Below are 15,663 nucleotides of genomic sequence, written 5' to 3'. Positions count from 1 at the left end.
AACGGTTGGGGTGGGTGCGCAGGCGGTGCGCATCAGAAATCCACTTTCATGCTGACGGCGACCGTGCGGCCGGGCGACGAATACGCGTCGAGCACCTGCGAATCGGCCGCGATGCCGCGCACGTCCGACCAGTTCCAGTACTTGCGGTCGAACAGGTTGCGGATGCCGATCGTCGCGCTCACGTGCTTGTTGAAGCGGTAGCCGCCACGCAGGTCGACGACGAACGACGACGGCGGCGTGAAGCACGCCTTGTTCGAACAGTCGGACTTGTCGACGTCCTTGTCGCGTTTCGCGGCCTGGAACAACAGGTCGGTCTGCACGAACCAGCGTTCGCTCGGCTCGTAACGCACGCCGAACACGGCGGAGAACGGGTTGACGGTGTTGAGCGGCTGGCTGGCCGCGCCGTCGTTCTGCGTCGAGCCCTTCGTGAACGCCATCGCCGTCTTCAGCGTGATGCCGTTCGGCATCACCCATTCGGCGCGGCCCTCGAGGCCGTGGATGCGCGCGTCGGCGAAGTTCACGTACTGGAACACGAACGGGTCGGCCGGCCGGCCGCTGCCGGCGATCGTCGTGCGCGAGATGAAGTTGCGGTAGCGGCCCGTGAACGCGGCCGCGCTGTAGCGCACGACGCCGTAGCCGGCGCCGGCCTTGCCGCGCAGGCCGGCTTCGAACGTGTCGCTCGTCTCGGGCTTCAGGTTCGGATTGCCGATCGACGTGTAGCCGTACACCGGGTTCGAGAAGCTGCTGTTCACCTGGTCCGGCGTCGGCGCACGGAAACCGTGCGCGTACTGCACGTACGGAATGACCGCGGGCGTGATCTCGTAGAGCACGGCGACGCGCGGCGACAGTTCGTTCGCGCTCGTCGACACGGCCTTGCCGGTGAACAGCGGATCGTTTTCGGTCGGGCTCAGCCGGTACGTGTCGAAGCGCAGGCCCGGCGTGACGAGCAGGCGGCCGTAACCGATCTGGTCCTGCACGAACGCGCCGAACAGCGTGTAGTCGGTGTCGGGGAACGCCTTGTTCGGGAATGCTTCGCCGACGCCGGGCACCGTGCCGTCGCGCATGTTCGTCACGCGCGACACGCTGCCGTCCACGCCGTACAACAGCTTGTGCGCGAACGGGCCGGTCGCGAAGCCGCTCTCGGCGAACGCGGAGCCGCCGAACGTGCGTTCCTTGTACTGGTTGTCGCGCGAGCGCGAAGGCTGTTTGCCGCGCGTCTCGAACGCGTACTGATCCTGCTTCGCGTCCTGGTAGTAGAACTGCACGTGCGCGGTCTGGAACCAGCGGAACGCGTCGTCGCGGAAGTCGTAGTCGACGCTGAAGCGGTTGCGCTCGAGCCGGTCGTGGGTCGTGAGGCCGAGCGTGGTCGGCGCATTGATCGCGGACAGCACGTCGGTGCTCACGCGTCGCTGCACCGTCTCGGCGGTGAACTTGAACGTGTCGCGGGTGGTCGGCGTCAGCACGAGCTTGCCGAGCAGCGATTCCGAATAGACGTCCTGCGGGTTCGACGTCGTGCGCAGCGTGCTCGCCGAGTTGTTGCTGCCGCGCGTGTCGACTTCGTGGCCGCGCCGGCCGTCGGCGATGATCATCCCCTGGATGCGGTCGTTGCCGCCCGCGGCCGACACGGTCGCGCCGAGGCTGCGGTCGGCCGAGTCGTAGCTCGGCCGGAACGAGAAGTAATAAGGCTTGTTGTAGATCGACAGCAGGTCGCGCGGGTCCTTCGTGATGAAGTTCACCGCGCCGGTCAGGCCGTCGCTGCCGTACAGCGCCGACGCCGGCCCGCGCAGGATCTCGATGCGCTTGAGCGTGTCGAGATCGGCGTAGTCGCCGCGCCCCGCTTCGAGCGGGCCGAACGAGAACGCGTTCGGCAGGCGGATGCCGTCTTCCATCAGCAGCACGCGATTGCCTTCGAGGCCGCGGATGTTGATGCTCGAATCGCCGTCGCGGCCGCCGCCGAGCGCGGCGCTGCCTGGCCGGTACGCGGTGCGGCGCACCGTGATGCCCGGCTCGTAGCGCAGCGCGTCCTTGATGTTGGTGGCCTGCTGTTCCTCGAGATCCTCGTCGGTGATCACCGACACGGACGCCGCGGTGCGGCTTGCAGCGGTGGCGGTACGGGTGGCCGTGACGGTGACGGGGTCGAGCAGCGCCGCATCGCCGCGCGCGGACGCGGCGACGAGCACGGTAGAAGGCAGGGCGGCGCCTTGCGGCGACGAATCGGCGTGAGCCGTGGCGGCGGACAGGCCGAATGCGCCGAACAGCGCGGCACAGATCGGCCGCCGCGCCAGCGTATAGCAATGCACAGGTGGTCTCCCATTGACGATAACAAGCCCGAAGGCTGGCTGGGTGACGCGTTCACCTGGCTGGCCCGTTTGCGCGCGACATGCGGCAAACGGCGAATTGAAAGGCAACTGACAACTTTACCAGTGTAAATGAGAATTATTATCAATACAAGAACGAAGCGCGGCGCGTGTGAGCGAGCGCTCGCCCGCGCGGCTCGCGCGAGCCGCGGCGGGAATGTCGCGAGATATGTGCGGGCCGGTCAGGCCAGCGCTTCGATGCGGATCAGCAGGTTGCGCGCATGCGCGATGAACGCATCGTGCGTTGCGCGATCGCTGTGGACATCGAGGCCCGCCTGTTCGGCGAAGACGATCTGTTCGGTGTAGAGGTCGACGAGCGCACGGCGTGCGTCAGGGGGAAGCGCGCGGATCATCGACACGATCAGCAACTCCTGCGCGCGAAGCGTGCCGGACAGCGACTGGACGTTCATGCTGGCCTCCTCGGACGATGCGGCGGCGGGCCGCTCTTTCCATACTAGGCGGTCGGCGGGCGCAGCGCAGGTGCAGGGCGGGCGATGACGGACAGGAATGCGATTCGACGAGGCAGCCGCACGCGCCGACACTCGCCGCATGCGTCCGGCAACGTCGAGTCGAAACGTGCAGCCGTGCGAACGGAATCAGCCGGCGGGACTGACGGTCCTGGCGGCCTGCGCATCGCGCACGACCTGCGCGACGCGTTCGACGAACGCGGCGTCGGCGCTCGACAGCGCTTCGCGCTTGCCGTCGGGCATCTCGACCATCAGCCGGTACGTGATGTCCTGCGTGGCCCACGCGAGATAGCCGACGACGACGAGCATCACGCCGACGACGAGTGCGGCGCTCGATGCGCCGATGCCGCCCGCGATGGCGACGGCCGCGCCGATCAATGAGATCAGCGACGGAACGAGACGGTTCTTCGGAATCTTGACGACATCGACCTGGCGGATGTCACGCAGTGCGAATACCTGCCCGGCGGCCGACAGGCCGTTGCGCGTGACCATGACGCCACGTTCGTTGAATGCGTTTTCCATCGTGTGTTGCGTGGACGAAAACGCGCAGCGTAGCAGGTTTCGTTGCCGCGTCAAACGAGACCGACTGCCGCACGATGCGTGCGGGACGGCCGAAAGACGGGAAGCGGGTGGCGCGGGAACGCGTTCAGAACTGCAGCCGGCCGTCGCCGTAAAGCCGGCCCGGCACGTGCGATGCGACGACCTCGGCGATCTCTTCGTCGGTCGATTCGGCCGGCACGATCTGGCGCCGCGCGGGCGCGTCGAGATGCATCGTCCATTCGACGAGACGATACGGGCGGCCCCAGGGCCGCTGCATTTCAACCGATACGCGGCAGCTCTGGACCGGCATCGAGTGTTGGCACGTCAGAATCGCGTGCAGATGGCTGAAAACGGTATCTTCGATCATCATGGCCTCCGATCCTGTCTTGTGGGCAATCGATGGCGGCGCCGTCGGCATGTCTAAAAAAAAAGCCGCCGATGCTCAGGCGGCCAACAGGGGGGGTGAGAGCATCCTCTCAGCCCAGAATTAAGCGAAACTTAAAAGCCCATAAAAAAGCGCCCCGCGTGGAGCGGGGCGCTTCTTGCCGTCGTGATCCGCGAGTTAAGCGGATGCTTTAGAACTTGTGACGGATACCGATACGTGCGGCGATCTGGTTCTTCGAACCCGTGCCCGACGTATTGAAGTAGCTCGTGCTCGAGCCGATCTGCGCTTGCACGCCCTTGCCCGAAGCCTGCTGGTACACGACCAGGCCGTACACGTCCGTACGCTTGCTGAGCGCGTAGTCGGCGATACCGTTGACCTGGTTCCAGTGCCACGAATTGCCGTTCTGCGTGGCGTTCGTGTACGTGTAGCCGAGGCCGCCCGACAGAGCCGGCGTGAAGGCGTACTTCGCGCCTGCTTCGTAGGCGTTGTAGAACGTGCCGCCCGCGCCCGAAACGGTCGAGAACTGCGTACGCGTCCACAGCAGCCATGCCGTTGCCGGACCCCAGACGTAGCGGCCACCGACACCGTACGTGCGCAGGTCGCGGACGTTGCCCGTGCTCAGGTTCGCGATTGTCGTCGAGAATGCCGGCGACGACTGGCTCGGGAAGCGGATGTCCGTGTACGCTGCGCCGACCGACAGCGGGCCGTTCGCGTAGTTCAGGCCGAAGCTGTATGCGCGCGACGAGCCTGCGGTCGTCGTCGTGCCCGACGTCGTCGCGGCTGCGCCGGCGAAGTCGGTCGAGTTCGAGAAGCCGTACAGCGCGCCGAACGTGAAGCCCGAGTAGTTCGCGCTCTGGAACTTCACGGCGTTGTTGATGCGGCTCGACGTGAGCTGGTCGATGTCGTTCACGTGGTACGCGTAGTTACCCGCGACCGTGTTGCCGCCCGTCGAGTAGTTCGAACCGAGGATGTCTGTCGAGAACGAGTACTGGCGGCCGAACGTGACCGTGCCGTATTGCGACTGGCTCAGGCCGACGTAAGCCTGGCGGCCGAAGATCGCGCCGCCCTGGCCGATCGTGCCGTTGCCGCTGTTGAAGCCGTTTTCGAGCACGAAGATCGCCTTCAGGCCGCCGCCGAGGTCTTCGGTGCCGCGCAGGCCCCAACGGCTGCCTTGGGCAACGCCGTCGTCATACTTGAACAGCTTGCCCGTACCGCCGTTGGCGGTCTTGCTGTGGTTCACGTAGCTGATACCGGCATCGATGACGCCGTACAGCGTCACGCTGCTTTGTGCGTGCGCCGTGCCGGCCGTTGCTGCCAGGACGGCGATGGTCAACAGTTTCTTGTTCAAAGGATTCTCCGAGCGAATAAATGGCGTGTCCAGTTGCGGTTCCGGCGCTCTCTATGGGCGCTTTCACGGACCGGCGGCAACTTTATCGGCGGGGCACGTAATGAATATGACAGCGACTGTCATATGAAGAATGTGTGGTGCCGATGCGACACTGAATTCTGCCCGGTTGTACAGTCGGGAGTTATACCGAATTCGGCTGAGAATCGATCCGGATCAGGAATATGCACATGAAATAAGCTTGGTTGGTGGCGTTCCGGCCCCGTGCCACGATCCGTGCTCCAACAAACGACACGGGACAAGAGGACACCATGCGACGTTCATTCCTGACCGGCCTCGGCGCACTCGCTGCCGCGCTGGCATTCGCGGCGCCCGGCGCGCACGCCGACTCGCAAACGCTGAAGATCGGCACGATGAGCGGCCCCGACGCGCAGATCTGGACCGAGGTGACGAAGGTCGCCGCGCGCGACGGCCTCGCGATCAAGGTCATCGAATTCAACGACTACGTGCAGCCGAACGCGGCGCTCGATTCGGGGGATCTCGACGCGAACGGCTTCCAGCACCAGCCGTTCCTCGACAGCCAGATCAAGCAGCGCGGCTACAAGATCGTGAACGTCGGGCTCACCTATACGGCGCCGATGGGCTTCTATTCGAAGAAGCTCAAGTCGCTGAAGGACTTGCCGGTGGGGGCGAAGGTCGGGATCCAGAACGATCCGTCGAACGGCAACCGCGCGCTCCTGCTGCTGCAGAAGTACGGCGTGATCAAGCTGAAGGCGGGCGCCGGTACGAACGGCGTGAACGCGACGCCGCTCGACGTCGCCGAGAACCCGAAGAAGATCAGGATCGTCGAACTCGACGCCGCGCAGCTGCCGCGCGCGCTGCCCGACGTCGATGCCGCATCGATCAACACCGACTACGCGGTGAAGGCCGGGCTCACGCCGGTGAAGGATGCGATCGCAATCGAGGATCTGCGCGGCCCGTACGCGAACCTGATCGCGGTGCGCGCGCAGGACAAGGACAAGCCGTGGGTGAAGAAGCTCGTCGCGGCCTATGAATCGGACGACGTGCGCAAGTTCATCGACCAGAAGTTCAGCGGCGCGATCGTGCCGGCGTTCTGACCGGTCTTCACGCGTGCCGGCCGGCGGCCGACGCGCCCGCCGGAAAGCAAATCGCCCGCGCAAGCGGGCGATTTCGTTGGTGCATGCGAGGCGCGCCGTGGCCCGGCGCGCCCAGCGGGCGCTCAGGCCGACAGCAGCGAACCCGTGCGGATCGCGGTCGCGCCGGCGATCCGTGCGACTTCCATGCCGGCCGTCGCGAAGCGCACGATCTGGCGCGCGTACAGCACGCCGGATACGCTGCTCTTCAGCGTGACGACGCGATCGGTCAGCGGGTCGACGATGTCGGCCACTGCCTCGCCGACCTCGATCATCGCGCCGACCGGCGTGCGGAACACGATCACGCCCGACACGGGCGCGACGAGCGGATCGGTGCCCGCGAGCGGCGTCGCCGGATGCGCGAGCGGCGGCAGCGGCGCCGGCGTGCCGTCGACGACGCCGCGCTCGGTCAGGTATTCGACGATCGCCTGCGCGTCCTTTTCGGCGAGCTCGTACGACACGTCGCGTTCGCTGCGCAGTTCCACCGTGACGGAAATCGCGCCGTTCGGGATCGGGAAGCGGTCGCCGAAGCGGCTGCGCAGATCCGACCAGCAGAAGCTGTGGATTTCGTCGAACGGGTTGCCGACCGAATTCAGCGCGAGCAGCGACGCCTGCGCGTCGAGATAGCGCGACAGCGGCTCGACGTCCGGCCACAGATCGGGATTCGTGTAGAGGTGCATCACGGCATCGCTGTCGCAGTGCAGGTCGAGCACGATATCGGCGTCGAACGACAGCTTCTGCAGCGCGAGGCGCTGCGAGTCGAGCTCGGTGCGCGGCTTCTGTTCGTCGAGCGCTTCGCGCATCGCGGCGCGCACGGCGACGAGGTTGCGCTGCGCGTCGTTCGTGAGGTGGTGTTCGACGCGCGGCAGCACCAGCGCCGCGAGATCGTAGAAATTGCGGTTGAAGTTCTGCATCGAGCCGAGCTCGAAGCGGCCGAGGTGATCGCCGAACACGTGCTGCGACAGGCCGATCGGGTTCGGCACGGGCACGATCACGACTTCGCCGCGCAGCTTGCCGGCCGTCTCGAGCGCGGCGATCTTGCGGCGCAGCAGCGTGGCGACCAGCATGCCGGGCAGTTCGTCCGCGTGCAGCGACGACTGGATGTAGACCTTCTTGCCGCCGCGCGGGCCGTAGTGGAAGCTCGTGATCTGGCGTTCGGTGCCGACGGCGGGGGAAATCAGCGGATGGGTCTGCGTTTGCATGATGAGGGGAGTGCGGCGCAGCCGCGAATGTCCGGTGTGCGTGGAAGGACGATTGTACGTTGCCTTTCTCACCGCCACCAAACCGGCGCCAGAACATGCAGTTTTCCGTTGAGAATCATCAGGTTGGCACGGAAAAAATAATGTTGTCTGCACTGCGCGCGCAAAAAAAAACGGGCGCCTTGCGGAGCCCGTCTGTGCCGAAGCGAAGCGTGCGCTTGCGTGGCGGATTACTTGCCGTAGACGTCGAAATCGAAGTACTTCTTCGCGATCTTGTCGTACGTGCCGTCCTTGCGCATGCCGGCGATCGCGCCGTCGATCTTCGACTTCAGGTCGGTGTCTTCCTTGCGCAGGCCGATGCCGGCGCCGTTGCCGAGCGTCTTCGGATCGTCGATATCCTTGCCGGCGAAGTCGAAATTCGCGCCGCGCGGCGTCTTCAGGAAGCCGATTTCGGCCTGCACCGCGTCTTGCAGCGCGCCGTCCAGACGGCCCGAGATCAGGTCGGCGTAGACCTGGTCCTGGTTCTGGTAAGGCACGACGTTCACGCCCTTCGAGGCCCAGTACGTCTTCGCGTAGGTTTCCTGGATCGTGCCCTGCTCGACGCCGACCGACTTGCCCTTCAGCGATTCAGCCGTCGGCATCAGGCCCGCGCCCTTCTTCGTCACGAGGCGCGTCGGCGTGTTGAACAGCTTCGCCGAGAAGGCGATCTGCTCCTGACGCGCCGGCGTCATCGACATCGACGACAGCACGCCGTCGAACTTGCGGGCCTTCAGCGCCGGGATCATCCCGTCGAAGTCGTTTTCGATCCACACGCACTTCGCGTTCATGCGGCGGCAGATTTCGTTGCCGAGATCGACGTCGAAACCCACAACCTTGCCGTCAGCGCCTTTCGATTCGAAAGGCGGGTAGCTTGCGTCGACGCCGAACCGCACGGTCGACCAGTCCTTCGCGTACGCGCCGCCGGCCGATACGGCGAGCAGGGCAACGGTCACAGCCGCAAGAATCTTTTTCACCAGGTGACTCCTCGTTTTGTTCGATGGGTGCGCGGTTGTGCCGCGCCGTAAGCCTTCGGCCCGCCGCGGCTTCGCGTCGGACTGTCCGTTTCGCCCGCCCGATGCGGGCGCGCGACGTGCGCAAGATTATCAAGACAAAATACCGGCAGGGCGCCTAGGACAAGCCCCGATACCGGGCCCGGCGGCGGCGCGTTGCGGGCGCCGCCGTTTCAGACACAGGAACGATTCAGCCGAGCGTTTCGTTGACCGCGCGCTGCAGGCACGTGACGAATTGCGATACGGCCGGCGTGGGCAGCAGGTCGCGCCGCGCGATGATCGACAGGTCGAAGCGCGGCATGCTTTCGTCGAGTTCGGCCGTGCGGATGCCGAGCGGCGCGACCATCTCGGCGAGCGGGCGCGTGAAGCAGCCGATCACGTCCGAGCGCGCGACGAGCCCGAGCGTCACCGCGAACGACATCGGCGAGCGCAGCAAACGTTTGGGCAGCGGCAGCCCGTGCGTCTCGAACATCCCGACCATCACGCTGTGCGGAAACTGCTCGGCGCCGACGGTGACGATCCACTCGGCATCGAGCAGTTCCTCTAGACGGCGCGCATGCGCGAGCGGGTGGCCTTCGCGCATCACGATCGTGAATTCGGTCGACAGCAGCGGCGATTGCGTGAAATCGCGATCGAGTGCGGGCACATGGTGCATTGCAGCGATGTCGAGCGTGCCGTTGCGCAATTGCGCGAGCGCGTCGGGCACCGTCACTTCCTCGAGATGCAGGCTCACGTTCGGCATCGACTGGCGGAAGGCCGTGACCGCATGCGGCAAAGCGGTCAGCGCGATCGACGGCATCGTGCCGACCGCGACGCGTCCCGACATCTCGCCTTTCACCTGCTCGACGGCCTCGACCGTGCGACGGATGTCGCCGAGCAGCTGCTCGGCGCGCGGCAGCAGCGCGTGGCCGCACGCGGTCAGCTCGACGCCGCGCACGCTGCGCGCGAGCAGCTCCGCGTTGAGCGCGGTTTCGAGTTCGCGGATCGTGTGCGTGATCGCCGGCTGCGTGACGCCGAGTTCGCGCGCAGCGGCGCGCAGGCTCTTGAGGTGCGCGGCGGACACGAACGCCTGGAGCTGCGCGATGTTCAGGGGATTGCGGATGCGGGTCATCGGTCGGGTCCGGTTGGCGCGAATGGGGGCGGCGGTTTCATGCTGCAGGTCGTGGTCCCGGGGAACGTCACGCGCCGGCGCGTGCGCGGAACGCCTGGCGATAACGTTGCGGCGACGTGCCGACGATGCGGGCGAACCGTTCGCGAAACGCGGTGACCGAGCCGAACCCGGCTTCGGTTGCGACATGCTCGATCGACAGCGCCGTCACCTCCAGCAACTGCTGAGCATGCCTGACGCGCGCGGTCTGCAGCCATTGCCGCGGCGATGTGCCGGTCTGCTCCTGGAAGCGTCGCGTCAGCGTGCGCACGCTCGTCGATGCGTGGCGGGCCATCGCATCGAGCGTGAGCGGCTTGCGCAGGTTCGCCTGCAGCCAGTCCATCAGGTCGTGCAGCCCGTCGCTGCCGGCCGGCCATTCGGGCGCGATGAACTGCGCCTGCCCGCCTTCGCGCACGCGCGGTGCCACCGCGGCGCGGGCGGCGTCGACGGCGACCGCCGCGCCGTAGTCGGCCTGGATCATGTGCAGGCACAGATCGAGGCCGGCCGCCGCGCCGGCCGACGTCAGGATCTGCCCGTTGTCGACGAACAGCACATTCGGGTCGACCTCGACGTCCGGATAGCGGCGCGCGAGTTCGGCGGCCGCGAGCCAGTGCGTCGTCGCGCGCAGGCCGTCGAGCAGCCCGGCTTCCGCGAGCACGAACGCGCCGCTGCAGATCGACGCGATCCGGCAACCGCGCGCGGCCGCATCGCACAGGGCGGCGATCGCGCGGCGCGGTGTGGGCGCGAGCGGCACGGACGTGCCGGGGACGATGATCGTATCGGCGTCGGCCAGTGCGTCGAGACGAAACGGCGGGCGCAGCTCGAACAGGTCGCCGGCGACGCGCGGCTGCTCGCTGCACACGCGCACGCGGTAGGCGGGCGCGACGTCGGGCGACCGCACGCGCGCGAACGTATCGCACGCGACGCCCAGGTCGAACGGGACGACATCGGGCAAAGCGAGAACGGCGACCGTGTGCATGGCGTTCGTGGCCGTGGCCAGAATCCGTTGAAAGATGTCATTCTAGCCAATGGCTCGAACCCGCACCACACGCGACAATCGCCGTGGACCAACCCGGAGCCCTGCCGATGAAACAAGACGATCGCAATGCATTGCGGAACCTGCAATACCTGTCGTTGCTGGAGGCCACCACGCTCGTCGTGCTGGTGTGCGTGGCCGTGCCGCTCAAGCATCTGGCCGGCTATCCGGTCGCGGTATCGGTCATGGGCCCGGTTCACGGGATCGCGTTCGCGATGTATGTGTGGGCGGTCGTCGGCACCGCGTCGAGCGGGCTGTGGAGCAGGGGCGAGGTCGCGCGGCTCGTGCTGTCGGCCGTCGTGCCGTTCGCGGGGCTGGCGAGTGCCGGATGGATCGCGCGCCGGAGGCACGCGCAATGAGCTACCTGGTGCTGAAGGCCGTGCATGTGGCGGCCGTCGTTACGTTTGCCGGCGGGCTGCTGATGCTGTCCGTCGGTGTCCGGATCGCGAACCTCGCCGTGCATCGCGCGGTGCGGCGCTGGGATCGCACGGTGACGGCGCCTGCACTCGCGATCGTCTGGATCACGGGGATCGCGATCGCGCTGAGCGGTCACTGGTTCGGGGCGGCGTGGCTGTCGGTGAAGCTTGCGGTCGTCGTCGCGTTGTCGGCGCTGCACGGCATGCTGGCCGGCACGCTGCGGCGCATGGAGCGAGACGATCTGGTCGTCGTGCCGGCACCGTGGCTCGGGCAGGCGGCGGGCGCGGTCGTGGCCGCGACGGCGATCGTCGTCGGGCTGGTCGTGATCAAGCCGTTCTGATGGATTGCGCCTAAGCCAGCGCCATCTCGACCGCCGCCAGCGTGCGGCGCCGGATCCAGCCGCTCCCCAGCCGGATCGCGAGCCAGTACGGCGTGAACAGCCAGCGCGTGCGCGCGCTCGGGCAATGAATGAACGTTTCCGTGCGCAGCATGTGCGCACCCGATGCGAGCCCGACGACCTCGAACCGGAGCACCAGCTTCGCATCGCGCGGATCGTCGTGCCGGATGAAAGCCGCTGCATCGGCGATGGTGCGCACGTCGGGCGTGGGACGCCAGAAGCGGCCGACGAGGCCGAGCGACAGCGACGTGTCGTCGCGATGGAGCAGCGTGAACGAGTTGAAGCCGAAGCGCGCGCGTTGCGGGCGGGCCGGCCCGTTGCGGAGCGCGCCGGCGGCGGCCGCCGGGAATTCGCGCATCATCATCAGCGCGTCGATGACGGGATCGGCGCGCATGTCGAGCGACGCGACGGCGTCGATGATGCGTGCGGGCGGCGCGCCGATCGGCTGCGATTCATGCACTTCGTGGAAACCGAACGACGGAATGAACGGCGGCTTGCGCGCCGAGGTCCGGGTGCTCGATTCGGAGACGATGCCGAGCGCGTTCATCGCGGCTCCTGAAGGGGCAAAGCGCGATCGTAGCACCGGGCGCGGATTCGCGTCGCGCCGTTTCGGCGACGCGCATCGTGCTGCGCCGCACCGATAAAAAAAGCCTGGAAACTTGCGTTCCCAGGCTTGGAGACCATCAACGATGATGGTGGAGGAGACGTCGTCGTCCCGATGCGCGCCGCCCTTCTGCAGGCGACGTCGCGCATGTTTCGCGGTCAGATGGCCCAGCCGCCGAGATAGAAGGTGACGAGCACGGCCGCGATGAGCACGGTGCCGACGTTGAGCTTGCGGAATTCGCCGCTGGCGATGCGGCCGATCACGAGCGTCGAGAAGCCGAGCATGATGCCCGTCACGATGTTCGCGGTCAGCACGATGAACACCGCGCAGACGAGGCCCGACATCGCGTCGACCATGTCGTCCATGTGCAGCTTGCTCACGCTGCCGAGCATCAGCAGGCCGACGTACATCAGTGCCGGCGCGGTGGCGTACGACGGCACGAGGCCCGCGAGCGGCGAGAAGAACATCACGACGAGGAACAGCAGGCCGACCACGGCGGCCGCGAGGCCCGTCTTCGCGCCGGCGGCCACGCCGACGCTCGACTCGATGTAGGCTGCCGCGGGCGCGCCGCCGAGGAAGCCGGAGAAGATCGAGCTGATCGAATCGGCGGTCAGTGCGCGGCCGCCGTTGATGATGCGGCCGTTCTCGTCGAGCTGGCCGGCTTGCCCGGCGACCGCGCGGATCGTGCCGGTCGCGTCGAACACGGCGGTCATCACCAGTGCCAGCACGCTCGGCAGCACGGCCATCGACAGTGCGCCCTTGATGTCCATCGCGCCGATCAGCGATGCGTGGCCCGGTGCGCTCAGCGACGGCAGCGCGAAGATGCCGTGGTACTTCACGGCCGGATCGAAGATCAGGCCGAAGATCGAGATCGCGATCACGACGAGCAGGATGCCGCCCGGCACGCGACGCTTCTCGAGGCCGAAGATCGCGGCGAGGCCGACGACCGACATGATGACCGGGAGCGCGGTGATCTGGCCGAGCGAGACCGGCAGGCCGGCGCCCGGGTTCTTGATCACGAGACCGACGTCGTTCGATGCGATCAGCAGCAGGAACAGGCCGATGCCGATACCCGTGCCGTGCGCGACGCCCGCGGGCAGGTTGCGCAGGATCCACGAACGCACGCCGGTGACCGAGATGCCGGTGAACACGAGGCCCATCAGGAACACGGCGCCGAGCGCGACCGTCGGATGCAGGCCCTTGCCGAGCACGAGGCCGAATGCGGTGAACGCGGTCAGCGAGATCGCGCAGCCGATCGCGATCGGCAGCTTCGCCCACAGGCCCATCAGCAGCGAGCCGAACGCGGTGGTGAGGCAGACCGCGACGAACACCGCACTTGTGTCGAAGCCGGCCTTGCCGAACATGCCGGGCACGACGAACACGGAATAGACCATCGCGAGGAAGGTGGTGACGCCGGCAACGATCTCGGTGCGCTGCGTGCTGCCGCGCGACGAAATGCCGAAGTACCGGTCGATGACTCCCTTGGTGCCAAAGTCAGTTTCTGCCGAGCCGACGTCGACCGTCGGCTGCACCGGGGTATCACTCATGAGCTTGCTCCTTTATCAGCATGCTGAAACGGCCCGTAGCGAGCCGTCGTCAGGGTGTCTCGTATCTATCTAGTTGGGATTTGTCGGCAACGTCGTGGGGACGAATGACGCGTGATGCGTGTCGTTACGTGCGAATCGAAACGAGCGCGAGGGTGTCGCGTCGGACGACGCGTGGTGTGGTCGACCCCGTCACGTGTGCTTTGCCGTAGCGAAGGTTAGGCGAGCGGCCCATCACGTCCCATCGGGGGAAGAGCATGCAGCGCATGTCGCAGCGCTTATATCGGCGTGCAACCGGGCTTCGTTGCGATGACACGCGTGTATACGCCTAGTTCGAATCCGTTAAGGCGACTATTTGAATGCGGGGTCGGCGGGCAGGGTGGAAGCGGGTGAGGCATTGAATCTTACGAATGTCTTTCATGGGGGCCGCGCACATGCATGACGGCGGCGGCGTGCGGCGCGATGCGCGGCCGCGCGCAAGCGGCACCCGGATGATACCGGTGCCGCGTGCGGCTTGCGCTCGCGCGTTCTGGCCCTCATGGGTCAAGCGGGTGCGAGATGCGCGAGGTACGCGCAGAACATGTCGGCCATCGCGGTCGAAAAAGCGTCGATTTCCGCCGGCGTGCGTGCGGTTTCGGAGAACACCTTGCCGCCCGACGTGAGCGTCGTGACGATCAGCTCGCAAGCGAGCGCATGCGTCGCGTCGGACACGTCGGGCAGCGCTTCGCGCATGAACGCGCTGAAGGCCCGGTTGCCCTCGGCCCTCGCTTCCTGCGCCTCGGGGGCGTCGCGATAGAGGGGCGCCGCGTCGTCGAGCGCGATGCGCATGCTCGCCTCGTCGCATTCCGACCGGATGAACGCGTGCACGGCCGCGCGCAGCCGCTCGGGGGGCGTCTTCCGCGGGTCTTGCAGGATCCCGCACAGCATCTCGTACGTCTGGCGCCATTCGTCGTGCTGCAGCCGGAACAGCACCGACGCCTTGTTCGGGAAGTACTGGTACAGCGAGCCGACGCTCACGCCGGCGCGCTCGGCGACGCGCGCCATCGTGAAACGCTGCGCGCCTTCGGTGGCCAAAACCTGAATAGCGGCCTGGAGGACGTCTTCGACGAGACGGGTCGAGCGCGCCTGCCGAGGCAGCTTGCGCGTGGCGATCGGGGCGTTGCGGCGGTCGGTCATGGGCGGTTTGCCAATGCGAATAGTAAAACCTGAATAGTTCGTCATATTCTAGTCGGGCGCATTGACGCACTCAACCTGACCCTGGAGATCCGCATGACCACCCTGATTCAAGACCCGCTGGCGCCGCTGCTCGCGCGCCTGTTCGACGAAGCCGAGGCGTCGTCTCCCGCGACGAGCCCGGCCTTCGCCGACGTGTCGCGCGACGAGCAAGCGCGGCTGATGCGCAGCAAGACGGATTACATCGATCTGTATGCGCGCCTGAAGGATTTTCCGCTTCCCGTGTCGCGCGAGACGGGCACGCTGCTGTACATGCTCGCGCGCAGCGGCGGCGCGCGGGCGATCGTCGAATTCGGCACGTCGTTCGGCATTTCGACATTGCATCTCGCGGCCGCGTTGCGCGACAACGGCGGCGGGCGGCTGATCACGAGCGAGTTCGAGCCGTCGAAGGTCGTGCGCGCGCAGGCGAACCTGACTGCGGGCGGGCTTGCCGATCTCGTGGAGCTTCGCGAAGGCGATGCGCTGCGCACGCTGGCCGTCGATCTTCCGGATTCGATCGACCTGTTGCTGCTCGACGGCGCGAAGGCGCTGTATCCGGAGATACTGGCGCTGGTTGAACCGCACCTCAGGGCGGGGGCGTTCGTTGCGGCCGACAACGCGGAATACAGCCCCGACTACCTCGCTTACGTGCGCGCACCGGAAAACGGCTATCTGTCGGTGCCGTTCGGCGGCGACGTCGAGTTGTCGATGCGGATACGCTGAGCAGGCGGAACGAAGGTGCCGGCGATTTCACGCTTCCACGCCTTAAAGGCAGGATAACTGATCAAATGGAGGCGTGATGAAGCGCGC

16 protein-coding genes are annotated in these 15,663 nt (G+C 66.6%); 4 read left to right on the top strand and 12 right to left on the bottom strand.

Translation table 11 applies throughout. The features are described 5' to 3' along the window. Positions 1-32: 32 nt before the first annotated feature. The 5 genes from OHZ10_RS17465 to OHZ10_RS17445 form a co-directional block, all read right to left on the bottom strand. Positions 33-2,300 carry a TonB-dependent hemoglobin/transferrin/lactoferrin family receptor gene (locus tag OHZ10_RS17465; protein ID WP_342705430.1) on the bottom strand — a complete coding sequence of 756 codons (2,268 nt, stop codon included), beginning with the start codon at positions 2,298-2,300 and terminating at the stop codon, positions 33-35. A gap of 239 nt (positions 2,301-2,539) precedes the next feature. Next, the gene (locus tag OHZ10_RS17460; RefSeq protein WP_059238692.1) at positions 2,540-2,767 is read right to left on the bottom strand and encodes a hypothetical protein; all 228 of its coding nucleotides are present in this window, start codon (positions 2,765-2,767) and stop codon (positions 2,540-2,542) included. 186 nt (positions 2,768-2,953) lie between these two features. Further along, on the bottom strand, positions 2,954-3,346 hold the full coding sequence (locus tag OHZ10_RS17455; RefSeq protein WP_059238694.1) for a DUF6232 family protein: 393 nt from the start codon (positions 3,344-3,346) through the stop codon (positions 2,954-2,956). 124 nt (positions 3,347-3,470) lie between these two features. Beyond that, a complete protein-coding gene (locus OHZ10_RS17450; RefSeq protein WP_011353838.1) occupies positions 3,471-3,731 on the bottom strand; it encodes a DUF2866 domain-containing protein in 261 nt (86 codons plus the stop codon). 208 nt (positions 3,732-3,939) lie between these two features. Further along, a complete protein-coding gene (locus OHZ10_RS17445; RefSeq protein WP_059238696.1) occupies positions 3,940-5,097 on the bottom strand; it encodes a porin in 1,158 nt (385 codons plus the stop codon). A gap of 308 nt (positions 5,098-5,405) precedes the next feature. Here OHZ10_RS17445 and OHZ10_RS17440 point away from each other — a divergent pair, with 308 nt between their 5' ends. Continuing rightward, positions 5,406-6,212, top strand: coding sequence for a MetQ/NlpA family ABC transporter substrate-binding protein (locus OHZ10_RS17440; RefSeq protein ID WP_059238698.1), 807 nt, complete (start codon positions 5,406-5,408; stop codon positions 6,210-6,212). A gap of 122 nt (positions 6,213-6,334) precedes the next feature. Here OHZ10_RS17440 and OHZ10_RS17435 read toward each other — a convergent pair whose 3' ends face one another. From OHZ10_RS17435 to OHZ10_RS17420, 4 genes are all read right to left on the bottom strand, one after another. Further along, entirely contained in the window at positions 6,335-7,450 is a 1,116-nt protein-coding gene (locus OHZ10_RS17435) for a succinylglutamate desuccinylase/aspartoacylase family protein (protein ID WP_059238700.1), read from the bottom strand. A 227-nt stretch (positions 7,451-7,677) separates the two neighbouring features. After that, positions 7,678-8,460, bottom strand: a complete 783-nt coding sequence (locus tag OHZ10_RS17430) for an ABC transporter substrate-binding protein (protein WP_059238701.1) — start codon at positions 8,458-8,460, stop codon at positions 7,678-7,680. A 226-nt stretch (positions 8,461-8,686) separates the two neighbouring features. Continuing rightward, entirely contained in the window at positions 8,687-9,607 is a 921-nt protein-coding gene (locus OHZ10_RS17425; protein WP_174993760.1) for a LysR family transcriptional regulator, read from the bottom strand. 67 nt (positions 9,608-9,674) lie between these two features. Next, the gene (locus OHZ10_RS17420) at positions 9,675-10,622 is read right to left on the bottom strand and encodes a GlxA family transcriptional regulator (protein WP_256087103.1); all 948 of its coding nucleotides are present in this window, start codon (positions 10,620-10,622) and stop codon (positions 9,675-9,677) included. 107 nt (positions 10,623-10,729) lie between these two features. Here OHZ10_RS17420 and OHZ10_RS17415 point away from each other — a divergent pair, with 107 nt between their 5' ends. Next, positions 10,730-11,038: a DUF3817 domain-containing protein gene (locus tag OHZ10_RS17415; RefSeq protein ID WP_059238707.1), complete on the top strand. Its 309-nt coding sequence runs from the start codon at positions 10,730-10,732 to the stop codon at positions 11,036-11,038. Continuing rightward, positions 11,035-11,436: a CopD family protein gene (locus OHZ10_RS17410; protein WP_059240886.1), complete on the top strand. Its 402-nt coding sequence runs from the start codon at positions 11,035-11,037 to the stop codon at positions 11,434-11,436. Before OHZ10_RS17415 ends, OHZ10_RS17410 begins: the two co-directional genes overlap by 4 nt. A gap of 10 nt (positions 11,437-11,446) precedes the next feature. On the opposite strand, the gene OHZ10_RS17405 is transcribed toward OHZ10_RS17410, so the two are convergent. From OHZ10_RS17405 to OHZ10_RS17395, 3 genes are all read right to left on the bottom strand, one after another. Next, positions 11,447-12,040, bottom strand: coding sequence for a hypothetical protein (locus OHZ10_RS17405; protein WP_059238709.1), 594 nt, complete (start codon positions 12,038-12,040; stop codon positions 11,447-11,449). A gap of 215 nt (positions 12,041-12,255) precedes the next feature. Next, the gene (locus tag OHZ10_RS17400; RefSeq protein ID WP_059238711.1) at positions 12,256-13,644 is read right to left on the bottom strand and encodes an NCS2 family permease; all 1,389 of its coding nucleotides are present in this window, start codon (positions 13,642-13,644) and stop codon (positions 12,256-12,258) included. Positions 13,645-14,184: 540 nt separating this feature from the next. Further along, positions 14,185-14,862: a TetR family transcriptional regulator gene (locus OHZ10_RS17395; RefSeq protein WP_059238712.1), complete on the bottom strand. Its 678-nt coding sequence runs from the start codon at positions 14,860-14,862 to the stop codon at positions 14,185-14,187. 48 nt (positions 14,863-14,910) lie between these two features. Here OHZ10_RS17395 and OHZ10_RS17390 point away from each other — a divergent pair, with 48 nt between their 5' ends. Then, the gene (locus OHZ10_RS17390; protein ID WP_342705429.1) at positions 14,911-15,576 is read left to right on the top strand and encodes an O-methyltransferase; all 666 of its coding nucleotides are present in this window, start codon (positions 14,911-14,913) and stop codon (positions 15,574-15,576) included. The last annotated feature ends 87 nt before the right edge of the window (positions 15,577-15,663 follow it).

The organism is Burkholderia arboris, from assembly GCF_038723655.1.
Lineage (GTDB): Bacteria > Pseudomonadota > Gammaproteobacteria > Burkholderiales > Burkholderiaceae > Burkholderia > Burkholderia arboris.
The sequence above is the reverse complement of the archived record's forward strand: the minus strand, read 5'-3'. Positions and strand labels throughout refer to the sequence as shown.